The sequence below is a fragment of the Nocardia sp. NPDC051570 genome, from assembly GCF_044454005.1.
Classification (GTDB): Bacteria; Actinomycetota; Actinomycetes; order Mycobacteriales; family Mycobacteriaceae; genus Nocardia.
Window position 1 is genome coordinate 25,673 of record NZ_JBITDI010000033.1, and the last position, 25,216, is coordinate 50,888.

Annotated in this window: 12 protein-coding genes and 2 pseudogenes; 9 read left to right on the top strand and 5 right to left on the bottom strand. The window is 65.2% G+C overall.

The genetic code is table 11. The annotated features are described in order from the left end of the window. Positions 1-6: 6 nt before the first annotated feature. The 3 genes and pseudogenes from ACIA76_RS41690 to ACIA76_RS41700 form a co-directional block, all read right to left on the bottom strand. Positions 7-7,383, bottom strand: a pseudogene (locus ACIA76_RS41690) (type I polyketide synthase); the annotation flags it as partial. Between the two features lie 69 nt (positions 7,384-7,452). Continuing rightward, a pseudogene (locus ACIA76_RS41695) lies at positions 7,453-10,233 on the bottom strand (AMP-binding protein); the annotation flags it as partial. 170 nt (positions 10,234-10,403) lie between these two features. Further along, positions 10,404-11,828, bottom strand: coding sequence for a beta-ketoacyl reductase (locus ACIA76_RS41700; RefSeq protein WP_397160803.1), 1,425 nt, complete (start codon positions 11,826-11,828; stop codon positions 10,404-10,406). A 401-nt stretch (positions 11,829-12,229) separates the two neighbouring features. Here ACIA76_RS41700 and dpgA point away from each other — a divergent pair, with 401 nt between their 5' ends. The 8 genes from dpgA to ACIA76_RS41740 all read left to right on the top strand — a co-directional run bounded on the left by dpgA (position 12,230) and on the right by ACIA76_RS41740 (position 20,999). After that, positions 12,230-13,360 carry a 3,5-dihydroxyphenylacetyl-CoA synthase DpgA gene (gene dpgA / locus ACIA76_RS41705; protein WP_397160805.1) on the top strand — a complete coding sequence of 377 codons (1,131 nt, stop codon included), beginning with the start codon at positions 12,230-12,232 and terminating at the stop codon, positions 13,358-13,360. A 56-nt stretch (positions 13,361-13,416) separates the two neighbouring features. Continuing rightward, positions 13,417-14,115: an enoyl-CoA-hydratase DpgB gene (gene dpgB, locus ACIA76_RS41710; RefSeq protein ID WP_397160807.1), complete on the top strand. Its 699-nt coding sequence runs from the start codon at positions 13,417-13,419 to the stop codon at positions 14,113-14,115. After that, positions 14,112-15,461, top strand: a complete 1,350-nt coding sequence (dpgC, locus tag ACIA76_RS41715) for a (3,5-dihydroxyphenyl)acetyl-CoA 1,2-dioxygenase DpgC (protein WP_397160809.1) — start codon at positions 14,112-14,114, stop codon at positions 15,459-15,461. The genes dpgB and dpgC overlap by 4 nt, the downstream gene beginning before the upstream one ends. Beyond that, positions 15,458-16,261, top strand: coding sequence for an enoyl-CoA-hydratase DpgD (gene dpgD / locus ACIA76_RS41720; protein WP_397160811.1), 804 nt, complete (start codon positions 15,458-15,460; stop codon positions 16,259-16,261). The genes dpgC and dpgD overlap by 4 nt, the downstream gene beginning before the upstream one ends. A gap of 61 nt (positions 16,262-16,322) precedes the next feature. Further along, complete coding sequence (locus ACIA76_RS41725) at positions 16,323-17,369, top strand: LLM class flavin-dependent oxidoreductase (RefSeq protein ID WP_397160813.1); 1,047 nt, start codon at positions 16,323-16,325, stop codon at positions 17,367-17,369. Between the two features lie 32 nt (positions 17,370-17,401). Then, positions 17,402-17,866 (top strand): SRPBCC family protein, encoded by a 465-nt coding sequence (locus ACIA76_RS41730; protein ID WP_397160815.1) that lies wholly within the window; start codon positions 17,402-17,404, stop codon positions 17,864-17,866. Beyond that, a complete protein-coding gene (locus ACIA76_RS41735; protein ID WP_397160817.1) occupies positions 17,841-19,529 on the top strand; it encodes a thiamine pyrophosphate-binding protein in 1,689 nt (562 codons plus the stop codon). Before ACIA76_RS41730 ends, ACIA76_RS41735 begins: the two co-directional genes overlap by 26 nt. Positions 19,530-19,559: 30 nt before the next feature. Further along, positions 19,560-20,999: an aldehyde dehydrogenase family protein gene (locus tag ACIA76_RS41740; RefSeq protein WP_397160819.1), complete on the top strand. Its 1,440-nt coding sequence runs from the start codon at positions 19,560-19,562 to the stop codon at positions 20,997-20,999. Between the two features lie 522 nt (positions 21,000-21,521). Here the strand turns inward: ACIA76_RS41740 and ACIA76_RS41745 are convergent. Then, positions 21,522-22,043 carry a hypothetical protein gene (locus ACIA76_RS41745; protein ID WP_397160821.1) on the bottom strand — a complete coding sequence of 174 codons (522 nt, stop codon included), beginning with the start codon at positions 22,041-22,043 and terminating at the stop codon, positions 21,522-21,524. 253 nt (positions 22,044-22,296) lie between these two features. Further along, positions 22,297-22,815 (bottom strand): alpha/beta fold hydrolase, encoded by a 519-nt coding sequence (locus ACIA76_RS41750; RefSeq protein WP_397160823.1) that lies wholly within the window; start codon positions 22,813-22,815, stop codon positions 22,297-22,299. 1,179 nt (positions 22,816-23,994) lie between these two features. On the opposite strand from ACIA76_RS41750, the gene ACIA76_RS41755 reads away from it, so the two are divergent. Further along, positions 23,995-25,140 (top strand): tyrosine-type recombinase/integrase, encoded by a 1,146-nt coding sequence (locus ACIA76_RS41755; protein ID WP_397160825.1) that lies wholly within the window; start codon positions 23,995-23,997, stop codon positions 25,138-25,140. Positions 25,141-25,216: the final 76 nt, after the last annotated feature.

The following is a 25,216-nucleotide window of genomic DNA, read 5'->3' on the forward strand; positions in this document are numbered from 1 at the left end:
ACCGGCGACATGCAAAACCGCAGCAGACAACAAGAACCTGTCCAGGCCACCCTCACCACGCCGCAACGTCCCCGTCGCTACCGCCTTGGCATCGTTGTCCTCGGCGGTTTGCTCGATCGCCGGCACCAACACCGGGTGCGGACTCACTTCGACGAATGCCTCGAAACCCTCCTTCAACAGGCGCTGTGTGGCCTGTTCGAAAAGCACTGTCGCCCGTAGATTCTGGAACCAGTACTCCGCATCCAGCCCTGCGGTATCGACCCACTCGCCCCTCACCGTGGACCACATCGGCACCCGTCCCGACCGCGGGTGCACCCGGCCCAGCACCTTTGCCAACTCTTCACGGATCTCATCTACATGCGACGAATGCGACGCGTAATCAACATCGATACGCCGCACACGAACCTGTCGCGACTCGCAATCGGCCACGACACGATCCAGCGTCTCCCGATCGCCCGAGATCACCACCGACTTCGCGCCGTTCACTGCCGCGATCGAAACACCGCCACTCCACTCGGCGAGCCGGCTACGCACTTCATCCACCGACAACCCGACCGACACCATCCCTCCACGGCCGGACAAGACGGCCAGAGCCCGACTTCGTAGCGCGACAACCCGCGCGCCGTCCTCCAGCGACAAACCACCCGCCACACACACCGCAGCGATCTCACCCTGCGAATGCCCCACCACCGCATCCGGTCTCACACCGAACGCCTCCCATACCGCAGCCAACGACACCATCACCGCCCACAACACTGGCTGCACCACATCAACCCGATCCAATGACGCCACATCCTGCCCCCGCAACACCGCCACCACGTCCCAATCCACGAACCTCCGCAACACCGCCGAACACTCCGCCAACCGCTCGGCGAAGACCGGCGACTCGCCCAGCAGCTGCACTGCCATCCCCAGCCATTGCGAACCCTGGCCTGGGAACACGAAAACCGTCTTCGCATCACGCAGCGCTACGCCATCGGCCACCACTGAAGGAGCAGGCTTACCCGAAGCGAAAGCCGCAAGCCCACTACGGAATTCGTCCAAACCCGCCCCCACCACGACGGCTCGGGTTGAAAGTGAGGGTCTTGCCGTCACCAAGGAGTGCGCGATATCGCGTACGGACTGGCCAGGACATGCATCCAGATGCGCTAACAACCGCTTGGCCTGCGCCCGCAACGCATCCTCGCCACGCGCCGACAACACCCAGGGAACCGGCGTGACAGACTTCCGATCGACAATCTCCGGCTCGGGCTCTACGACGACCGCCGGCTCGGGCTCCTCGACAATTACATGAGCATTGGTGCCGCTGACACCGAACGACGACACACCCGCCCGCCGTGGACGATTACCCCGCTCCCACGGACGCGCATCGGTCAGCAACCTCACCGAACCTGCCGTCCAGTCCACATGTGACGTTGGGCGGTCTACGTGCAGCGTCCGCGGCAACAACCCATGCTGCATCGCCAACACCATCTTCATCACACCCGCGACACCGGCGGCGGCCTGGGTATGCCCGATATTCGACTTCAACGAACCCAGCCACAACGGATGCACACGACCCTGCCCATAAGTCGCCAGAATCGCCTGCGCCTCAATCGGATCCCCCAATGCCGTACCCGTACCGTGCGCCTCCACGACATCGACATCGGACGCCTCAAGACCGGCAGCGGCCAGCGCGTTCCGGATCACCCGCTGCTGAGCCGGACCACTCGGCGCCGTCAACCCGTTCGACGCCCCATCCTGATTCACCGCCGAACCACGCACCACCGCCAACACCCGATGACCATTGCGCCGAGCATCCGACAGCCGCTCCAAGACAACGAATCCTGCTCCCTCACCCCACGCAAAACCATCGGCCGCATCCGCAAACGCCCGCGACCGACCGTGCCGGGACAGGCCGCGCTGGCGAGAGAACTCCACGAACGGAAAGGAATTCGCCATGACCGTGACTCCGCCGGCCAGGACCAGGGTGGACTCCCCCGACCGCAACGACTGGCACGCCAGATGCAGCGCCACCAACGACGACGAACACGCCGTATCCACCGTCACCGCCGGACCCTCGAAACCGAACGTATACGACACCCGACCCGACACCACACTCCCGGCGGCGCCGGTACCGAGATAGCCCTCCAGCTCGGCCGGAACTTCCGACAGACCGACTCCGTAGGCACTGCCGTTGGATCCGGCGAAGACGCCAACCGGACTGCCGCGCAACGTCATCGGATCGATGCCCGCACGTTCCAGCGCCTCCCAGGCGATCTCCAGGACAAGACGCTGCTGCGGATCAGTGGCCAACGCCTCCCGCGGTGAAATCCCGAAGAACTCGGCATCGAACGCCCCCGCATTGTGCAGAAAACCGCCTTCGCGGACGTAACTCGTACCCGGCCGCTCCCCCACCGGGTCGTACAACGACTCGGTATCCCAGCCCCGGTCATCCGGGAATCCAGAAATCGCATCCACCCCGTCGGCCACCAGCCGCCACAAATCCTCCGGCGACGCAACCCCACCCGGAAAACGGCACGCCATCCCGATGATGGCAACCGGCTCCACGGCCGCATGCCTAAGTCCGCGAAGCTGCTCGCGGCTGTCGTGTAGCTCGGCAGTGACCCGCTTGAGGTAATAGCGCAGCTGATCTTCGCTCATGATTCGGGGCCTCCTTGCGAGGGATCAAGAAATCCCCAGTTCAGTACCAATGAAATCGATAAGGTCGTCGTCCCCGGCCGCGGCCAGCCTGGCCGCGACATCGCTGAGGCCCGGCCGGAAACGGGTGGTCAATTCCGCCAGGCGTGCCGCCACGATGCGGCGGTTCTCTTCCGGCACGGCAGGGTCGGACAGCGTCGCCTCAAGCGCGTCCAGGTGTTCCATCATGGTGGCGACACCGCCCGTCCCAGGATTCAGTTCGGACAGCAGGAAGTCGGTCATCGCCGACGGCGTCGGGTGGTCGAACACGACCGTTGCCGGCAGCGACAACCCAGTCTCGGTGCTCAACTGGTTGCGCAGCCGCACTGCTGCGAGTGAGTCGAAGCCCTGGTCGCGAAATCCATACGTCGGCTCCACGTCCGACGCCACACCGTGCCCCAGAACCTGCGCCGTCTGCTCGCGCACCAACTGGAGCAGCAGGCGCTGCCGTTCTCTTGCGTCGATCTGAGCCAGTTTGCGGTGCAGAGGGTGCTCAACGTCGGCGGCAGATTCCGCGAGTGTGCTTGTAGCGGCTAGTTCGGGGATGGCGCGCAGTAGCGGACCAGGTTCCGTCACCGCTGCCCAGTCGAAGGCGCAGATGATTTCGGAGGTTTCGCCGTGGTCGAGTGCTCCCCCGAGGGCCGCGAGGGCTCGCTGCGGGTCCATGCCGACGGTGCCGGTGCGCTGTAGCTGATCCTTGACCAGGTCGCCCGCGATGCCGTCGCCCTCCCAGTGGCCCCAGGCGATGGACGTCGCGGGCAGGCCCCGGGCCCGTCGGTATACCGCCAGCGCATCCAGGAACGCGTTGCCGGGCGCGTAGTTTCCCTGACCCGGGTTGCCGTAGGCACCGGCAATGGACGAGAACAGCACGAACGCGGACAGATCCGCGTCCTGTGTCAGTTCGTGCAGGTTCCACGCGCCGGACATCTTCGCCCGCAACGCCCGCTCCATCTGGGCCACGGTGAGCGACGGCACGAAGGCGTCGTCGAGGACGGCTGCGGTGTGCACGACCGTGGTCAACGGATGTCCCGCCGGAATGTCGGCCAACGCGCGCTGTACTGCGGACCGGTCCCCGATGTCGCAGGAAACGATCGTGGCCGCCGCACCGAGCTTTGTTAGTTCATCGAGGAGTTCGGCGGCGCCGGGCGCCTCCGGTCCCCGGGTACTCAGCAAAACCAGCCGTTGCCCGCCCCTCAGGGCGACCCATCGGGCGACGTGCCTGCCGAGGGCTCCAGTGCCTCCGGTGATCAACGTCGTCCCCGACGGCTGCCAGGTGTGTCGGGCCTGCGGGCGCGCCGCCGCGTGCTCCAGCCGCCGGCATACGATGCCGGAGGGGCGCACAGCCACCTCCGACTCGTCGCCAGCCAAGGCCGCGAGTATCTTTCGGACGGTGTGGCTGTCCGGAATTTCCGGCACGTCAAGCAAACCGCCCCACCGTTCGGGAAGTTCCAGCCGAGCGACGCCGCCGAGTCCCCACAGCAGCGCCTGTTTAGGATGACCGGCCGTATCGGACGGGACGGCGACGACCGCGCCGGTGGTGAGGCACCACAGCCGGACCGGTGGTACGTCACCGAGTGCTTGCAGCAGAAGCACGCTGTTCGCCAACCCCGCTGGCACCTCGGGCGCATCCGGATGGGGCCGTTCGTCTAATGCGAGCAGCGACAAGATGCCCGTCGGGTGCATGGCGGTCAGCTGTGCGGTCATCGCCGCCCTGTCCATTCCGGCGGCAATGGTCACCCGCCGGGCTCGCCCACCCGATTCGACCAGCCCATTTTCCAGGCTGTCCGCCCACTCCACGGCGTGCTGTACATCAGGCACAACCACGAGCCAATCGCCATCGGGGACATCGGACGGCGATTCGACGTGCTGCCAGGTGATCCGGTACCGCAGAAAGTCGACGCTCGCCTCTTCTGCGCGGCGATCCGCCCAAGAGCACACCGCGGGGAGCACCGCGTCGAGCGCGGCAATCCGCTCCGCCGGGAGCCCAAGCGTCCGCGCCACGGCGGCAGCATCTCCGGTGCGGACTACCGCCCAGAAATCCGCGTCCAAGCCGCCGCCATGGGGCCGGCCGGTCGGCGCCAACCAGTACCTGTCCCGCTGGAAGGGGTACACCGGCAGCGGCACCACTCTGCCTTGGGCCAGCGATGTCCAGTCGGCACGTCCGCCGTTCACATAAAGCTGTGCCAACCCGGTAAGGGCGGCTGTCGGCTCGTCGTGGCCGGCGCGCAGGGTGGGTACGACAGCGACGTCGGCACCCTCCTCGACGCATTCGTTGATCATTGTGGTGAGCACCGCATCTGGCCCCACCTCCAGGAATTTCGTGACGCCCTGGCGGCGTAGCTCCCGGATCGCATCTAGGAACCGCACCGGTTCCCGTACGTGCCGCACCCAATATTCGGGATCCCAGGCCTGCACCGCCTCCACCGTCGCGCCCGTGAGACCGGAAATGATCGGAATGGTCGGCACAACGAAGGCCAGGTCCCGGACCGCCGCGCGGAAGTCGGCGAGCATCGGTTCCATCAGCGGCGAGTGGAACGCCTGGCTGACCACCAGTTCCTTGGTTTTGCGTCCCGCACACCGAAGCTCGGCGGCGAGTGTGCGCACCGAGGCTGCCGCCCCGGATAGCACGACCGACTCGGGTCCATTGACCGCAGCAACCGACACGTCGTGCAGCCCCGCCAGCAGAGGCTGGATATCCGCCTCGGGCAATGCAACAGCCAGCATTGCACCGCCTTCCGGCAGATTCTGCATCAATCTGCTGCGGGCCGCGACAAGCGCGCACGCGTCCGAGAGCGTCAGCACATTGGCCACGTGCGCAGCGGCGATCTCGCCGACGGAGTGTCCCACCAACGCGTCCGGTGCCACACCCCAAGACTCGAACAACCGGTACAGCGCCACTTCGATGGCGAACAGTGCGGGTTGGGTGTAACCAGTCTGGTCCAGCAAGGCGGCCTGCGCAGTTCCCGGCTCGGCCCACATCACGCTGATCAGCGGTTGTTCGAGCAGCGGGTCGAGATAGTCGCACACTTCCCGCAGCGCGGCCGCGAAGACCGGGTGAGCGGCAGCCAGGGCACGTCCCATATCGACGCGCTGGCTGCCCTGACCAGTGAAGACAACGGCGAGTCCACCACGCAGCGCACGTCCCTTTACCACCGTGGAGGCGGTGCCTGTGTCAATCGCCCGTAGTCCCTCTAGCAGCGCGGCGCGGTCTGTGCCGAGTACAACGGTGCGATACTCGTGGTCGGCGCGCGTGCCGACGAGTGCATGCGCGATGTCCCGGATGTTTGTGTCGGGATGTGCCTCGAGGTGGCCGACCAGATTCACCGCCTGCGCGCGCAGCGCCGCGGTGCTCCGTGCGGACAGCACCCACGGTGTCAGGCCGCCAGGAGTGGGCGCCTCCGGCGGTGTCGCAGCATCCGGTTCAGCGGGCGCCTCCTCCAGGATGACGTGGGCGTTCGTGCCGCTGACACCGAAGGAGGACACCCCGGCCCGCCGTGGGCGCTGCGCCCGCGGCCACGGGCAGGCCGCCGTCAGCAGTTCCACCGATCCGCTCGCCCAATCCACATGCGACGACGGTGCTTCGACATGCAAGGTCTTCGGCAGCAGGTCGTGCTGCATCGCCAACACCATCTTCATCACACCCGCGACACCGGCGGCGGCCTGGGTATGCCCGATATTCGACTTCAACGAACCCAGCCACAACGGATGCACACGACCCTGCCCATAAGTCGCCAGAATCGCCTGCGCCTCAATCGGATCCCCCAATGCCGTACCCGTACCGTGCGCCTCCACGACATCGACATCGGACGCCTCAAGACCGGCAGCGGCCAGCGCGTTCCGGATCACCCGCTGCTGAGCCGGACCACTCGGCGCCGTCAACCCGTTCGACGCCCCATCCTGATTCACCGCCGAACCACGCACCACCGCCAACACCCGATGACCATTGCGCCGAGCATCCGACAGCCGCTCCAGCAACAACACTCCAACACCCTCGGACCAACCCGTGCCATCAGCAGAGTCGGCGAACGACTTGCAGCGACCATTCCGAGCCAGCCCGCGCTGGCGAGAGAACTCCACGAACGAAGCGGGAGTGTGCATCACGGCCACCCCGCCGGCCACGGCGAGCACAGACTCCCCCGACCGCAACGACTGGCACGCCAGATGCAACGCCACCAACGACGACGAACACGCCGTATCCACCGTCACCGCCGGACCCTCGAAACCGAACGTATACGACACCCGACCCGACACCACACTGGCGGCCCTCCCGGTACCGAGAACGCCCTCCAGATCCCCGGTCTCGGCTCCTGCCCCGTAATCGTGGTACATCGTCCCCACGAAAACGCCGGTGCGCGAGCCTCGCAACATCGTCGGGTCGATCTCCGCCCGCTCCATGAGCTCCCACGACGTTTCCATCAGCAACCGCTGCTGCGGATCCATCGCCAATGCCTCCCGTGGCGAGATCCCGAAGAAACCCGCATCGAATTCCGCTGCGTCGTAGAGAAATCCGCCGTGCCGCGAGTAGCACGTGCCAGATCGATCCGGGTTGTCGTCGAAGAGTGCCGCGAGATCCCAACCCCGGTCAATCGGGAAGTCCGAGATCGCGTCCACCTCGTCCACCAGAAGTCGCCACAGATCCTCGGGTGCGGCCACACCCCCGGGGAATCGGCAGGCCATACCCACGATCGCCACCGGTTCCGCGCTGTCACCGACCCAGACATCCCCGTCGTCGCCTGGTTCGGTGTCAGTCTCGCCGCGAAACCAGCGCAGCAGTCCGGCCGGTGTGGGGTAGTCGAAGACGACGGTGGAGGGCACTCGGATCCCAGTGGCCGCGGCAAGCCGATTGCGCAGCAGCAATGCCTGCTGCGAGGTGATACCGAGATCGGAGAACACCGTGTCGAGATCGACCGCGGTGTGGTCAGGAAGACCGCACAGGGCGGCGATCTCGACGAGCACGATGTGCTCAAGGTCCGCCGAGATCGGAGTCCTCTGCCGCGGTTCGGGTGCACGCTCGGCCACGACGAGCGCAGGGAGCCCCGTCAACAGAGCGGCGTCGAATGCCGCAGCCGTCCGGGACGGGTCCACCGAGGACGTGAGTGCCAGTGCGGACTGCCCGCAGGCCCAGCGTCGCCGAGCGAGCAACTCGACGGTCGCGCGCCGCCTGGCGGACAGCCAGTCGGCGACGGCGGGAGTAGCCAGCACGAGTGTCGAATGCTGGACTGCCACGTCCAGCGCGACCGCCACCTCGGGTTGCCCACAGTGGACAACGACCGCCACGGAGATGTCGCCGAGCACGGCGCGGAGCGCGCCGCTGTCATCGAGCGCGCATTCCCGGATGATCTCCTGGGCCGGGGATACCGATAGCGGTGCGATGTCGGCGCCGGGCTCGACCAGGCGTACGACCCGTCGCAGGCCGTGTGCCTGAACGAGATGGCGTACCAGCTCCGGGCCGATTCCGCCGTCGTCACCGCAGTACACCACCGCACCGGCACGGTCGAGCGACACCGCCGACCGGTCGTGGTGGGTCGATACAGGTGCAGCAACGACGGCGAAGAGTTGGCCTTCCCGAAAGATCAAGTGCGTCTCGTCGGACCTCACCGCGGCAATGAGAGCTTCCGCTGGGACATCGGTGAGCGGGATTTCGACCTCGAGGACCGTGATGCGATCGGTATCCGCCGGAACACCAGGGGTGAGCGCAATACCGTGCCACACGGCAAGCACCCGTCCGTGGCCGAGCCGCGTATCCGCGGACAGCTCGGCGAGCGTCGAGGATGCCCGCAACACCGCGTCGATTACCTCCGTGGTATCGGTCGGTATCGGCGGTAACTCCACCAGCACGGCATCGGGCCCGGTAACAGCCAGGTCGTCAAGACCGTCGTACTCGGTGACCGACATCCGAGCTTGAAGCAGCAACTGAGCGCCCGCCGAACCGCGGGGCGCCGCCCAGTGCAGATCTTCGCCCGCAGGGGACATCGACATAGGAACGCACTCGGTGGCCGCGAGGTGATCATGATAAGGCTGTGTCACCGCGACCAGCCGTGCCGGTTGGTCAAGGAGCGCTCGGCGTGCCACTTTTCCGGTGCCGGTCCGAGTAAGCTCGTCAACCGCGTAGTAGGCCACCGGCACCTTGAACGGCGCCAGTTCTTCTCGACTACGCCGACGCAGCTCCGCGGGATGGATGTCGCCGTCCGTCACCAAGTACGCGACCGGCACCTCACCCAGTTCCTCGTGCGGACGCCCGACCACCGCCGCATCGGCGATTCCCGGGATCTTCCGGAGCACAGTCTCCACCTCGGTGGGATGAATGTTCTCCCCGCCGCGGATGATGAGCTCCTTGATTCTGCCGGTGAGGAACAGGAATCCCTCGGCGTTGCGGCTCCCGAGGTCTCCGGTGTGATACCAACCGTCACGAAGCGCTTCCTCGGTCGCCTCGGCCTTGTCGTAGTAGCCAATCATCAGGCTTGGTCCGCTTACTAGAACCTCGCCCTCCACACCATCCGGAATATCTGCGCCTGTCTCCCGGTCCACAATTCGTACACCGAGCCCGGGCACCGGCCGACCGCAGGAACCCACGACCCGTGGCCCGTCCGGCAGGTTCATGGTGATCGCGCCACAGGTTTCGGTACTGCCGTAGCTGTCGAGCAACGGCACGCCGAACGCCGCCTCGAACCGCTTCCCCAGAGATTTGGCGCTCGCCGAACCAGTGACCAGCGCCATGCGCAACGAAGGCGCCGAGATTTCCGCCGCCTCCCGCAGGAGGCGTTGGTACAGCGTCGGCACCCCGGCAATGAAGTTGACGGCGTCGGACCGCAATTCGTCGATGATCTCGTCGGTGGCCGTAGCGTCGATCAGGCGGACGCGGGCTCCCAGCGCGATTGCCCCCACGACGCAGACGATGTGCGAGAGGCTGTGGAACAACGGCAACGGCCAGAGCAAACTGTCCTGTTCGGACAGCCCCAGTAGTGCTGAGTAGCAGTTGTCGACCGACCACAGACAGCTTCGCTGCGTGGACAACACACCCTTCGCGCGTCCCGTAGTTCCCGAGGTGTACAGCATGAACGCGATCTCATCGAGCCCGAGATCGTCACGCGGTATGGCGGGTTGCTCGCGCATTTCCTGGAAGGAGCGCACGTCGGGAGCGTCCGGGAGAGGCTCGGTCAGCACCACGGTCAGTTCCCGGTGTTCGTCCGCGATCCGCCGCCACTTCGGGTACCGCGCCGGGTCAGTCACCACCACACGGGCTGCGGAATCTCTTGCCAGGTAGGCGAGTTCGCCTTCGGGTGCATTCGGATTGAGCGGCACCGCGACCGCACCGGCCCGCAGCGCCGCCAAGTAGGCCTCGATCATCTCCACGCGGTCACCGAGGCATATCGCGACCCGGGCTCCACGTTCCAGTCCACCGGCCGTCAGGTGACCGGCAATGTGCCCGGTACCGCGCTCCAACTCCCGCCACGTCACGCTGCGGCGCGCGTCCGCGTACGCCACAACGTCGCCTCGTCGATCCGCGTGCTCAGCCAGGGTTTCGGACAGCGGTCGGATGAACTTATGTGCCATTCCAGACCTTTCAGGGCGGAAAGACGGTGAGGCCCACTTCGATGGAGGAGATCGGGCGATCGCGGCCGGATGTGCCGCTGGTCTGCTATCGCGGTCGCTCGGCGTGATCAACGACGACCGAGATTCACGGTAGAAGCGAGAACCGGTGGCGCTGAACCCTTATCAGTCCCCTACGTGGAAAACAGCCGCGCGAACAGCGGGCCGCCACGCACGGCACGGAACCGGTCCCAGTCGATATCCGCGATCGTCACTGCGGCAAGACCGTCTTCCACTGCTCGCGCCATCTCCGCACTGGCCTGTTGCCCGGACAGCGGGGTGAATCCGTGCTGCCGCAGCGCTTCTTTGATCTCCGGTGGCGCCTGCGCGAGCATCCCCGAGCCCAACGGTCCCCACGCCATCGACGTCATGGGCACGCCCTGCCGCCGACGCTTGCGGGCCAGCGCGTCCAGATAGGCGTTGCCGGCCGTGTAGGCGGCGCTGCCGGGACCGCCCCAGGTCGCGTAGATCGAGGAGAACAGCACGAACGCGTCCAGCTCAGCATCGACGAACGACTCGTCGAGTGTCGCCGCACCAGCGAGTTTCGCCCCGAGCACCGCCGAACATTCCGCCAACGACAGCTCCTTGATCGGGGTGCTTTGCGGAATCCCTGCCGCGTGCACCACCGTCCGGAACACCGAGCCCCTGCTGCGGGCGTCATGCAGCAGCTGCACAACTGCAGCGTGGTCGCCCGCGTCGACGGCAGCCACCGACACCGTCGCCCCGCGTGCCCGCAGATCGGCGTGCAATGCGTCGACACCCGGCGCCGCCGGACCGCGGCGGCTGGTCAGTACGATGTCTTCGGTGCCGTTCTCGGCGAGCCAGCGGGCCACCGCCGCCCCCGTACCGGTTGTGCCGCCGGTGATGAGCGCACTTCCCCTGGGACGCCAGGCATTTCGTGGTGTCACGGGTGGCATGCGGCGCAGTCGGCGGACATACACCGCGGAGCCGCGCACAGCGAGTTCTGTCTCCCGGTCCGGGCTCGACAGCAGTTCCGGCAGCTGCGACACCGCGAGGCTGTCCGTTTCAACCGCAAGATCTACCAGCCCGCCCCAGAACGCCGGAAGTTCGAGCGCCGCAACCTGCCCCAGTCCGAACAGTACGGCCTGCAACGGATTCGGCTCCACGATGATGTCGGCTGCGCCACGGGTCAGGCACCACAGCGGCAAGGTGAGACCGGCGTCGCCGTACGCCTGCAGCAAGGTCAGCATCGCGGCGAATCCCCTAGGGACGGCTGAAAACATCGGGTGCAGACCGTTTTCCGATCCCACCAGGGACACCACGCCACACAGCGTCGGTTCGTTGTGTACCGCATCCGCCAATCGCTCGGCGAGGCCAGTGCGATTGGTGTCGTCGACATCGACGCGAAGGGGAACCAGATGCTCAGCGGGCCACCACCGGACCACGTCGTCGGCCGTTCCCGATCCGGGGTGCACCACGAGCCAACGCCCGGCACGGCCGCGTGCAGGCTCGGGGACCTTCTCCCATATCACCTGATACCGCCGGGACTGGTCTACCAGATTGGTGCGTCGCGGTTCGGTCTCGCTGTGGGGTCTCATAGAACTCATCGGCGCCAAGGCCCTTTCTTGAGATCTGTTGCGTGCCAACAAGAACCGAACTCAAGTCCCGGCCCACCGCCAACCCCTACCTGACCCCTGGACGATCGGTTCGAGGGGCGTGGTGCGCGTATTTCGCGTGATTCCCCGAGGTCGGCGCATGGGTGCGCCGATTCACTCGGTCGAATACGGCCGGTCCCGGTAGAACTCAGCCTTTCGGCGCCAGCCGAACCCCTAACCGGCCATTATCTGTAATTGTCGGAAAACCCCTGTACCCCAGTTCACCCGGCCTTCGCGAACAACCGTGGTTGACACCGGAAAACATTCACCGAAGACTTTGCAGTAATCGGCGAACCACCCATCATCAATCGCACCTAGCGCTCGATCAGTCGAAAGGCACTACGATGACGCAGGTCATGGCTTATCCGGTCCGCGAAAAACGGTCCCTGGAGGTCCCTGCCGCGCAACTGCCACCGAGGATTCTGGGCATCGGCACTGCAACTCCGGATAATTCCTATTCGCAACAGGAAGTCCTGGACTACTTCGGTATCGACGACACTCGCATTCGATCTACCTTTTTCAACAGCGCGATCGAGCGCCGTTTTCTCACGCTGCCCCCGGTGGTCGACGGCGAACCGAGGACGGAGTCGCAGGGAGAACTGCTGAGCAAGCACCGGACACAGGGCATCAATATGGGGGGGCGGGCACTATTTGACTGTGTCGCCTCGATTGGCGCCGCGCTGACCGACATCGGTTACCTCGCCTGCGTCACCTCGACCGGTTTCCTCACGCCCGGGTTCAGTGCGCTGCTGGTCAAGGAACTCGGGTTGCGCCAGGACATCGGCCGAGTCGACGTTGTCGGCATGGGCTGCAATGCGGGCCTCAACGGCCTCAACGCGGTGGCCGGTTGGGCACGCGCCAACCCCGGCAAACTTGCTGTGATGATCTGCATAGAGGCGAGCTCGGCCGCCTATGTCTTTGACGATACGATGCGAACGTCGGTGGTCAACAGCCTATTCGGCGACGGCGCGGCAGCGGTTGCAGTGATGGCGGACGCCGATCTGTGCACCGACGGCCTGGTGCCCGCGGGCCCGGCACCCGCGATCCTGAAGTTCAACAGTTGTGTCATCTCCGACGCTATCGACGCGATGCGCTACGACTGGGACGACGAGCACGGTAAGTTCAGCTTCTACCTCGACCGGGACGTGCCCTACACCGTTGGTGCGCACGCGGAACTGGTGATCGATGGCCTGCTGGCCGGAACCAGCCTGCGGCGCAGTGATATTCAGCACTGGGTGATCCACTCCGGAGGCAAGAAGGTCATTGACTCGGTGATGGTGAACCTGGGACTGAGTCGGTACGACGTGCGCCACACCACCCAGGTGCTTCGCGACTACGGCAACCTGTCCAGCGGGTCGTTCCTGTTCTCCCTGCAACGCCTACTTCGCGAGAAATCGGTCCAGCCGGGCGATTTCGGAGTACTGATGACGATGGGGCCTGGGTCCACCATCGAGACCGCCCTCGTCCGGTACTGACCTCCGGATCACCCGTGCTCGGAAATCCCCTGCCTGCCATCGAGAGTGGTGAGAACGTGTTCGAAACATCCGCCCCGAGAATCCCCGATGACCGCGTCCTGCGGATTGATAATTCGCTGCCTCCGTTCTCGGCTGACTTGACCAGCGAGGTGGAGCGGTTTTGCGACCGGATCGAGGACGCCGTCGATATGGGCGCGGTGCTGGTCCGGGTCGGCTCGTCCATGCCCACCCCGGATCATGCCTCGGTGGGCGTGCGCCAGGTCAAAAAGTGGGAGGGAGCACTACGCAGGCTCGAAAGATCTCCTGCATTGACCGTCGCGGTGGCCGAGCAGAATTGCACCGGTCCCGCGTTCGAGGCCCTGTTGGTCTGCGATTACCGAATCGCGCGTCCCTGCACCGAGTTCGCACTGCCAATCGTCGGTGGCACACCATGGCCGGGAACGGCGATCCATCGACTGGCCACTCAAGTCGGGGCCGCGAACGTACGTCGGACCGTGCTGTTCGGCACCCCCCTCACCGCCTCCGCAGCCGGTCGTATCGGACTGGTAGACACGGTCACCGACGACGTCGACGCGGCACTGACCGAGTTGTGGTCGTGGAGCGGATCATTAGCCGGATCGGAGGTCGCGGTCCGGCGACGGCTGCTGTTGGAAGCGTCTTCGACCGGGTTCGACGAGTCGCTGGGCACCCACCTCTCCGCCTGCGACCGAACGCTGCGTCGCGCCACGCGAGACCAGGAACCGGTTGCGCCATGACCACGACTTCGCATGGTACGCACCAGATTCCGCCAGACCCAACAGTCACCGGGCGGCTCACCTCAGACGCGGCTGCGCTGCGCGACCATACCGCTCGGATCGAGGATCTGCTCGGCGACCTGCCCGCCAGACCGGACCGGTCCCCGGGCCAACAGCGCCGCGCCGCCGAACTCCACCGGGTTGCCCGTCAGGGCAGGACAGCGTTCCTCCGCGCCCATGCCGCAACTGTGTACGAACGACTTCCCGACGGCCTGCGGCTGCCGGAACTCACCGAGGCCGCTTCACAGGAGTTCCCTGGCCTGGCGCCCACCGCCCAACAGATGGCGGCCGAGGCGCAGTTGCTCCAGGCGTACAAGGAAGGCAGGGAGATCGACCAGGGCATCTTACTGCGGGAACTGCTGCGACTTCCAGAGCCCGGAACCCGCATCATCGAGGCTATGCAACGCCCCACTGAGTGGGCTCTTGGGCTGCAGTCAGAGTTCGCCCGGACCGGATGCGTCGAACTTGCCTCGGCGCACCTCGAACGCCGAGACGCGATCGGCCACATCACCATTCACAACGAGGACAGCCTCAATGCCGAGGACAACCGCTTGGTAGCTGATCTGGAGACCGTGGTGGATCTGGTGCTACTGGACGAAGGTACACGCGTCGGAGTACTGCGAGGCGCCCCCATGACGCATCCACGTTACGCGGGTCGTCGCGTCTTCAGTGCCGGGATCAACCTCAAGCACCTGCATCAGGGCCGGATCTCGTATGTGAACTTCCTGATGGGTCGCGAGATCGGCCTGATCAACAAATTGCTCCGAGGAATCCTGCTAGCCCCTGACGGTTCACCGTCCGAACGCGTTGTAGAGAAACCGTGGCTGGCAGCGGTGGACACCTTCGCCATCGGCGGTGGAATGCAGCTTCTGCTCGTCCTCGACCGGGTTCTGACCGCCGACGACGCGTACTTCAGTCTGCCCGCTGCACAGGAGGGAATCGTGCCCGGGGCGGCCAATCTCCGGCTCAGTCGGGTTCTGGGCGAGCGCCTGGCCAAGCAAGTGATTCTCGGTGGCCGCGTCATCCGAGCGACCGACCCGGAAGCGCGCCTGCTCTGCGACGAGGTCCTGGCGCCGGAGGCACTCGACGAGCAGATCACCCGGAGCGCAACACAGCTGGCTGTCCCATCCGTCGTTCCGAACCGGCGGATGCTCAACCTGGCCATCGAACCGCTCGACGAATTCCGCACCTATATGGCCGAATTCGCGCTCACCCAGGCGATACGCCTGTACAGCCAGGACGTCGCCGACAAGGTCGGCGAGTTCAGCACGAAAGCACAGTCGACGAAGGGGGCGCCCGAACCGTGAGCGTGAAGCCTGTGGTGCGCTACGAGAAGAAGGGGCATGCTGCGTTCGTCACCCTGGACCGGCCCGAGGTGCTCAACGCGATGAACCTGCGCATGCACACGGAACTCGCCGAGGTGTGGGACGACGTCGAGGACGATGACGAGGTGTGGGCAGTGGTGCTCACCGGTGAGGGCGACCGGGCCTTCTCGGTAGGCCAGGACCTGAAGGAACTCGCCGCACGCGACCGCGTGGGTAACGGAGGGCCCGCGACGTTCGGCAGTCGGGACAAGCCGGGCTGGCCGCGGCTGACCGAGCGCTTCCAGATGGCCAAACCGATTATCGCCAAAGTCGATGGTTATGCACTGGGTGGCGGCTTCGAGATCGCCCTCTCCTGTGACGTCATCGTCGCCGCCGATCGCGCCACCTTCGGTCTACCCGAAGCGCGATTCGGGCTGATGAGCGGCGCTGGTGGCGTATTCCGTCTCACACGCCAGATTCCCTACAAGGCGGCGATGGGGCATCTGGTCACCGGCCGGACAATGACCGCTGCCCGCGCCTACGAACTGGGACTCGTCAACGAGGTCGTGCCCGCGGAGCAGCTGGACTTCTCCACGCAGAAATGGCTCGACGATGTGCTGCGGTGTGCGCCGCTTGCCGTGCGCGCGGTCAAGGAGGCCGCAGCTGCCTCTGCGCACCTGCCCCTGAACCAGGCGTTCGTGACTCGTTATGCCTGGGAGGAGCGTCGAATGCATAGCGAGGACGCTGTGGAAGGGCCGCGTGCTTACACCGAGAGGCGCGAGCCGAGATGGACTGGTCGATGAGCGAGCCCGCAGCGTATTGTTAACCAGTGTACTACTAGTTCTCTTTTTCATGAGGAGCGCCATGACCGACCTGTCGTCCATCCCTCTGTCCGTTCTGGAACTGGCCGAGATTCCCAGTGGGGGCACACCGGAACAGGCATTGCGGGCCACGCTCGAGGTCGCCAAGCTAGTGGACCGGCTGGGCTACCACCGGATCTGGTTGGCCGAGCACCACAATATGAGCGGCATCGCCAGTTCCGCACCGGTGATCACGATCGGACAGGTCGCCGCACACACCGAACGGATCCGGGTCGGCTCCGGAGGCGTGCTGCTGACCAACCATGCCCCGCTTGTGGTTGCCGAGCAGTTCGGCACCCTCGCCGCATTCCACCCCGGACGTATCGACCTCGGGATCGGCCGGGCACCTGGCGCCGACGCGACAACCAGTCGAGCATTGCATCGACCTCCGGAGGCCGCCTCACCGGTTTTCTTCCCACGCCAGTTCGACGAACTGCTCGCGCTACTGTCCGAGAAGGCGCAGGACCAACAGAGCCTCGCCGGCATCACCGCGATCCCCGGTCGCGGATGCAAAGTGCCGGTGTGGTTGCTCGGTTCGTCCGACATCAGCGCACGGGTAGCTGGCCAGCGTGGACTTCCGTTCGCCTTCGCCGGACACTTCGACGCCAGCAAGATCGAGCCGGCATTGGACGTCTATCGGTCGACGTTCCGGCCCTCGGAGGCATTGGCCGAGCCCTGCGCCATGGTGTGCGTGTCGGTGGTCTGCGCCGAGGACGGCGAGCAGGCCCACCGATTGACCGCCCCTTCCGCACTGGTTCAGCTACGGCTGCGCCGGGGCGGCACGGCCACCTTCCCCCACCCCGACGAGGCTGCGGCGTTCCCATGGTCCCAAGAGGACCGTGCCTTGGTGGAACCCTGGACCCGCAGTCAAGTCGTCGGGACCCCGGACCACGTCCGGGACGAACTGGCCGCCCTGGTCCACCGCAGCGGCGCCGACGAACTGATGGTCACCACAATGACCTACGACCTCGCCGACCGGTTGCGGTCCTTCGAATTGCTCGCCGGTGCGTTGCAACTGTCGGGGAACCCGCTGTCGACCACGGCGAACTAGTGGATTCCAGTTCGGCTGAGGAGTACACGAACATGCACAACGTCGAAGCTCATGTCGACATCAATGTCGGCGCAGTCATCACCTGGCGAACTGCAGGCGATGCCGGGAACATCGCGGACTGGGTGCCCGGTCTGACCATCTCGCACCTCGACGGCGACGTACGCCACATCGAATTCGAGAGCGGCGGTTCCGCCATCGAACGGATCCTGCGGTACGACGACGAGGCACAGTACTACACCTTCGAGTTCCGTCAACCTAGCGTCCACATCGAGTCCACCCTGACCGTTGACGGCGACAACGAGGCATCGACGGTGCGATGGACGGCCACAGTAAATACGGCAAATCCGGGCGACGAGAAGCAGATCGCCGACGACATCGCACGGCTCTATCACTCCGCCCTACAACGACTCAGGGATCGGGTCGAGTTGGGCGCACGAACCGCACATCCCCTTCAGAGCCCGGCCCCCTGCTGTGGCGCCCGGCGCCGACCGGACTAACTCGCAGGAAGTGGCTATGAGACCAGTGGAAGCGCTGTTGCAGGTCCTCCGCGACGAGGGGGTGACCAAGGTGTTCGGCAACCCCGGAACCACCGAATTACCGTTCCTGGACGCCCTGGTCGAAGCCGGGGACATCGAGTACATCCTCGGCGTCCACGAGGGTTCTGTAGTCGCGATGGCAGATGGCTATGCGCGAGCCACGCGCCGCCCGGCCTTCGTCAGCCTGCACATAGCGGCAGGTCTCGCCAACGGTCTGGTGGGCCTTCTCAACGCCTCGCGATCACGCACACCGCTGGTTGTCACCGCCGGACAGCAGGACCGCCGACACCTGGTGCAGGACCCTATGCTGTCCGGCGACCTGGTCGGGTTAGCCCGTCCTGCGGTCAAGCATGCGTTCGACGTCCAGCACGCGTTCGACCTGCCGATTCTGCTGCGCCGCGCGTTCGCGCTGGCAACGCGCCCACCAGCGGGTCCGGTTTTATTGGCTATCCCGATGGATCTGTTGGCCGAGGATGTTGCCGTGGATCTGCCGAGCCGGACGGTGGCGACACCGTTGGGGCCCGCTGCTCGGATCTCCGATACCGCAGATCTGCTCGCAGCCGCGGCTCGTCCTGCAATCGTCGCCGGTGATGGCGTCGGCCGGGAGGGGGCGATGTCAGCACTCGTCGACGTCGCCGAACGCATCGGCGCTGTCGTCTATCACCAGCCGATGAACGACGGCGTGAACTTCCCGGGCAATCACCCGTTGTTCGCCGGTGCGCTCGTCCCGAAGAATGCCGAGATCAACCGGGTGCTGTCCGCGCACGACGTCGTATTCATCGTGGGGTGTCATGCATTCATGCCCCACCACTACACACCCGGACCGGCCGTTCCCCCGACGACAACCGTGATCCAGCTCGACTCCGATCCGAACGAGATCGGCCGGAATTTCGGGGTCCGACTCGGCCTCGTCGGCGACATCACACCAACGCTGTCTGCACTCGCCGACTCATTGCTAAACCGGGTTCCGCAGGCCGCGGAACGGATCGCGGACGCGGACGAGCGACACAGAAGATACCGCGCGGACCGGGAAGTCGCGGCACGGTCTGGATACGGCCGAGCGCCATTGGAACCGCTGGCCGCGGTCCACACGATCGCCGCCAACCTGCCCGACAACGCCGTCGTGGTCGAAGAAGCGATCACCAGCGGTGTGCTGCTGCGGGACGTGCTGCGCCAGGACAAACCACTGTCCTACGTGCACACTATCGGGGGCGGCCTCGGACACGGCATCGGCGCCGCGATCGGGTCAAGGCTCGGAAATCCGGAACGTCCTGTCATAGCCGTGCTCGGTGACGGCTGCACAATGTTCGGTTTACAGGGCCTGTGGAACGCCGGGCGAGACCGCTTACCGGTCACCTTCGTGGTCATGAACAACGGCGAGTACCGGACGCTCAAGGAAACGCTCGATTCCTGGCACAGCAGGTCGACTCGGACCGGCCGGTACCTCGGGCTCGATCTCAGCCCCACCCGCCTGAACTTCACCAAGGCCGCCGAGTTCTTCGGCATCGACGGAGTTCGCGTCGACAACACGGCCGAACTGGCCGAGGCGATCACCAAGGCCGCCCACCGGGACGCTCCGCTCCTCGTGGACGTGCCCATCACCGGCCATGGTCGACAAAGCTGAACACCCATCCAGCGAATCTCAGGGGCACAGATGTCCGATCTGGTGAATACAAACGAACTACCCGGCAAGATCTACAGCGATGGCTGGCGGATCTGCTCCGGCGGCACAGTCGAAGTGCTCGAACCAGCCACTGGCACAACGCTCGCTACCGTTGGCGTTGCGTCGTCGGACGACGTGCGCGCAGCCGCAGCACGCGCGCACCACGCACAGCGCTCCTGGAGGTCTGTCCCTGCCCTCGAGCGATCGGAGTTGTTCCGACGCGCTGCGACCCTGTTGACCGAGCACACCGACGAGGCGACTCGGTGGCTGGTCCGTGAGGGTGGCTCGACCAGGCAGAAGGCCGCTGCCGAGATCAGCGCAGTGCTGGACGAGATGTGGACCGCCGCGGCATTGCCGATGCAGCCGCACGGCAAGCTCCTCCCATCAGAACCGGCGCGAAGAAGCATCGCGCGCCGGGTTCCAGTCGGCGTTGTTGGCGTGATCAGTCCATGGAATTTCCCCATGCTGCTGGGTGTGCGCGCGGTGGCTCCGGCGCTCGCGCTGGGCAATGCTGTTGTGCTCAAACCGGATATCAACACCCCGGTATCTGGAGGGTTCCTGCTCTCCGCGATTCTGAGATCGGCCGGACTCCCTGAGGACGTGCTGCACATCGTTCCCGGTGATGCGGAAACCGGCGAGGCCGTCACCGCCAACCCGGACGTCCACATGATCGCCTTCACCGGATCGACCGAGGTCGGCAGGAAGGTGGGAGCAGTTGCGGGTCGTGCGCTCAAACGACACTCACTGGAACTCGGGGGCAACAACGCGCTGATCGTACTGGAGGACGCCGACCTGGAGCTGGCCGCCGCGGCAGGTGCCATGGGCACGTTCTTCCATCAGGGCCAGGTATGCATGGCGTCGGGCCGGCACATCGTCGTTGAGTCCATCGCAGACGAGTACGTGAACGAACTTACGCGACGGGCCGAGAAACTCACGCTCGGTGATCCGTGGACCACGGAAGCATCGCTCGGACCGTTGATCAACGAAGCCCAGCTCCAGCGGGTAGATCGGATCGTCGCCGACAGTGTGGCCGCAAATGCCGAGCTTCGCACAGGCGGGCACGACCATGGCCTGTACTACCGGCCGACTGTGCTGGCCAACATCACGCCGAGCATGCCAGCCTTCACCGAAGAGATATTCGGCCCCGTCGCTCCGGTAATCGTCGTAGTCGACGCCGAAGAGGCAGTCACGCTAGCCAACCGAACAGAGTACGGCTTGGTAGCCGCTGTGCACACGGGCTCGGTCGCACGCGGTCTGGCGATAGCCGAGCAGCTCGACGCCGGAATCGTACACGTAAACGACCAGACCATCAGCGACAACGCAGTCGTGCCTTTCGGTGGGACCGGGGCATCCGGCAATGGCACCCGTTATGGAGCTGACCATAGTTGGGACAACTTCACCGAATGGCAATGGCTGACCGTGAACCAATGACCTCATGCCTACGGATCGGGCAGTCGGCACCCCACAACAATCCATCCCGCAATGTGTACGCGTCGGCCCGACATGCCCCAGTTTTTGATACACGAGGTCCCCTCAGTATCGGTCGTGTCAGCCGCTGCGTCGTTGGGCAGCATAGCTTTCCAACCATGCCGTGTCGCTCCAAGGGCAACAGCGGTCATTGATATGGGACGACGTAGCTACGCCGCTCATCGGACAGGTCCATCACGAAATGCTTCCTCAACAAGCTTCTCACCGTGGATCTTCCACTGAGTGCGCTGCACGGCTGGACCGCATCACCCCTGACAACGGCCCTATTGCTCTCGTATTGCCCAAGCTGTCAGTGACCAGTTGGAACTCCCACTGACGGCCAGTTGACGGGAGCCATCTGGCCGTTACGGCAAATCTGTAGCGACAAAATGCGCTCGCGGGTGAATGCGCGATATGCGGCTATTACAGGGCGCCGGAAACAGGACGCTGGAAACAGGACTCAGGCAAGCTGGCTGATGTTCCAGGCTAGTTCGTTGACAACCGGTCATGTCGGCGGTGCGAGCGGCTTGGGCTAACTGGCGGCAGTGTGAATTCTTGTGGCCGGACTGTCGGCGACGCATCACGTCCAGGTTGTAATACGCAGCCGCCGTGCGAATAGCTGGGTAGTTCACCATCGACACGCAGCCGAACGCTCGCCTTCGGCAGACAACTGACGGTCCAGAACGTGGCCTCCGTCCGCTTCGGGTACGGGATGCATGTCACCGCATAGCAACGCAATGCGTCGATGATTTCGCGACTGCGCGAATAGTCGGGCAACCGGTCGAATTCGTCCCGATGCGCCGCCAGCTGCCTTGGGTCCAGTTCGATCAGCTCAGAGGTATCGGCGGCGTTGACGCCGACAGGATCGCCGAGCCACTGCTTCTGCTCGACCTCAGTGACCAGTTCGTCCAAGACCGATGCGCCGACAACGCCGCTAGCGTGCTCGCGGTTCCGCACGACGAACCCCGCCAGCTGGGCCAGTTGCACCAAATCGCGTTCCACCGCCACCGCCCGGCATTCGGTACTCGTCCCGGGGTGCACGCGAAATCGGAACGCGGTGCTCGACGACGGCCGTTCGCCTGGCCCACGCGCTCTTACCGAACTTCTGATTGCCCTGAAACAGGCTGGAGCCACCGGCTGTCGGAGAAAGCGGCGGCGGAATTCATTGATGCCTACAACACTCTCCTGGCCACGTTACGCCAATCACTCTGACGGCCAGTGGATCCGATTTTCGTGCCGTGACGCGGAGCACCAGTTGCCATCAGGCACAGCTATTCTCGCAGTTCATCCGTTTGGGGTGAAACAAGTGGAAGTGTGCGCCCCGGAGCCCAACGCCCGTGTCTCCCGGCCCGTTCGCGTCACTGCCGGACTGCGGTATTGATCCAGTCACATACGACGCCTGGTACGTGGCTGCTCCGCGAGCGAAGTTGATCGCGTGACCCGAATCGGGCAGAACGAAGGCCCGCAGATGGGCATCCGGTGAGAACCACGGAACCTCCGCCTGCTGCAACGATTCGCTGCTCGCACATACCGCGGCACACAGTCGGTCTTCGGTGCCGTTGGCGATGAGTACCGGCACGTGTACGTCTCGTGCCAGTGGCAGGATCATGCTGGTCAACGCGGTGGCGAATTCGGTGGGGGAGAATACGTCCTTGTGAGCTTCGTCCGCGGCGAGGACATCGGGATCGGTGTCGGGGGTGGCGAATGCGTCGGCGCGGGTGCCGGGGGCGGTGGTCAGGTAGCCCGGGTCGTATCCGGCGAATCGGACGGGGTCCAGCATGACGGCGGGCCGGAACGAGATTGCCGCGGTGCTCAGCGCGTCGGGGTAGCTGAGGGAGTGGGAGAACGCGGTGAGCAGGAGCCCGTCGAAAAGGTGTCGGGTGTCGGACGCGGCGGCGATCAGCGCAGTCCCCCGAGCTGAGCGAGACGCCCCCGGCGACGACGGTGCGGTAGGAGGCAGTGCCGAACTTTCCGTGCCGGAGGCCGTCGGCGACGTCGAGCAGCTGCTGCGCGGCGGTCGACGCGGTCAGTGTCCAGCTCGGTGGCCGACTGCTGGCGCCGTTGCCGAGGCGATCGATCACCATCGTGGCGAAGCCCGCGGTGTTCATGGCCCGCGTGAACGAGTACTGGGGCTCGACCCCCGTTGCCTCCCAATACCACTGGTCCACGGATGCGCCGGGTTGCAGCAGAACGACCGTGTCCGTGGGCATTGCGGGTGTGCACAGAGTCGCGCTCACCTGTCCGCCGGTCACGTCGATCATCATCGGTGCGCAGGTTGCCGTGTCGGGGTCGGCGTGCGCGGTCGCCATGCTCGACCACACGGCGGTAATCAGTACCAGCGCACCGACTGATAGTGAACGCCTCACGCGCGTGCCCCGTCCACGGCGCCGCCGGCGAGATACCCGCGGTTCGAATACGCCGCAGTGTGCGGGTCCCTTCCAGCTGGATCCGTCGAGTTCCTCAGGTCGACGACAGCCCAGAGGACCCCGTCTCGGACAACCAACCCTCGTAGATCACAAACACTCTCAGGCTGCCGCACACACGTTCACCATCGGCCTACCTTCCTTGATCACGTTTCGCGACCGAACGCAGCGGCCGCCAACTCCCTTGCCTACTAATCCCATTCGATCTGCGCTGTCTCGGTGACGACACGTTATCGCCGCAGTCCGGCCCAGTCGCGTCACCCCACACCTCGTAAGAACAGGAGGTTCGAAACGTATGTCACGCCCACGAGACTCCGCTTCGACTGAAGCCACGAAGGGCCGCAGGTCGGAGCCGATCGACGTACGGATCGCCAAAAACGGATCCAAGTCGTATCACTTCCAGATCGATGTCGGCCTGAAACCCGATGGTTCCCGCGACCGCCCCCGCTTCACCTACACCACTCTCACCCACGCACGACGCGAATACCGCCGAATCACAGTTGAAGTCGCGGAAGGCCGGTATCAGCGACCGCTGGATGTCACCGTGGACGAGGCGTGCGAAGCGTGGCTGCAGGGCCGCCGCCGCATCCGACGACACGTTGGAGGGCTACCGCAACGACCTGAAGCCGGCCAGGCGGCGCCTCGGCCACAAGAACCTGACACAGCTCACCAAGGCCGATGGCGACGAACTGGTGGAGTGGATGCTCGGCAACGGACGCGTCAATCCACGCCACTACCGGGCAGATTCGCTCATGTCCCGCGTCGCCGGCTTCATCCTGGAGCATCCGCACGGGGTGTCGGCAGCCGAGATCAGAGCGGAGTTCCCGGGCGAGGACGTCCACACGTGCCTGTCCGGCCTCCTCCGCGCCAGCAGGATCACACGCCCCCAACGGGCGTTCTACGTGGCGATCGACCCGGCGACTCTCGTCCCGGCGGAACCAGGTGTCAAGGCCGTCACCGTCCGGTCGACTCTGACCCGTTTCAGGATGGTCGTACAGTCCTACGTCGACCAGGGCTTGTTGGAACCCAACGTGATTGCCCTCGTGGAGCGGCCCGGCGACGAGGCCCTCGACGAGGACGAGCTCGAGACGAGCAAATCCTGGACGCCAGCCGAGATCGAGCGTTTCCGTGAAGGATTACGCCACGAACGGCTGTATGCGTGCTGGCTGCTGTCCTGCTACGGCCTGCGAAGGTCGGAGGTTCTCGGGCTGCGTTGGACCCGCATCGACGCAACGCTGATCCGGATACGCCGGGGACGAGTGACGGTCGGCACCCAGACAGAAGAGAACGGGCCCAAATCGAAACGGAGCCGCCGGGACCTCCCGCCACCCGCAGACGTGACCGCGGCGTTGCGAAACCTGAAGCGGCTGCAGAGGACCGAGTGCCTGGCCCTGGGCATTCCGTGGTCGGATGACCGGCTGATCGCGGTGCACGAAGACGGCACTCCTGTTCGGCCCGAATGGTATTCCGACGAGTTCCACCGGTTGCGGCGTCGACTCGGATTGCGCCGCATCCATTTGAAGGGCCTGCGCAACACCTCGGTGACTCTCATGCTCGCCCGCGGTATTCATCCCCACATCGTCGCGGCCTGGCACGGCCACGACCCCGCGGTCTCGCTGACCGTCTACAACGACCCGCAACCGGAGGATCTGCGTGCGGCGGGTGAGGTTTCCCCCGGATAGTGGACACTGATTTGGCAGGACCGGAGGTCCTGCTGGAAGGATGTCGCTATGCCTCCTCGCAAGCGCCGGTCGTTCA

What these genes read in the sequence shown, in the direction of transcription:
- dpgC (WP_397160809.1), top strand. Translation starts at nt 14,112, where the DNA reads ATGACCACGACTTCGCATGGTACGCACCAGATTCCGCCAGACCCAACA.
- dpgA (WP_397160805.1), top strand. Translation starts at nt 12,230, where the DNA reads ATGACGCAGGTCATGGCTTATCCGGTCCGCGAAAAACGGTCCCTGGAG.
- ACIA76_RS41740 (WP_397160819.1), top strand. Translation starts at nt 19,560, where the DNA reads ATGTCCGATCTGGTGAATACAAACGAACTACCCGGCAAGATCTACAGC.
- ACIA76_RS41730 (WP_397160815.1), top strand. Translation starts at nt 17,402, where the DNA reads ATGCACAACGTCGAAGCTCATGTCGACATCAATGTCGGCGCAGTCATC.
- ACIA76_RS41700 (WP_397160803.1), bottom strand. Translation starts at nt 11,828, where the DNA reads ATGAGACCCCACAGCGAGACCGAACCGCGACGCACCAATCTGGTAGAC.
- ACIA76_RS41755 (WP_397160825.1), top strand. Translation starts at nt 23,995, where the DNA reads ATGTCACCGTGGACGAGGCGTGCGAAGCGTGGCTGCAGGGCCGCCGCC.
- ACIA76_RS41725 (WP_397160813.1), top strand. Translation starts at nt 16,323, where the DNA reads ATGACCGACCTGTCGTCCATCCCTCTGTCCGTTCTGGAACTGGCCGAG.
- ACIA76_RS41750 (WP_397160823.1), bottom strand. Translation starts at nt 22,815, where the DNA reads ATGCTGGACCCCGTCCGATTCGCCGGATACGACCCGGGCTACCTGACC.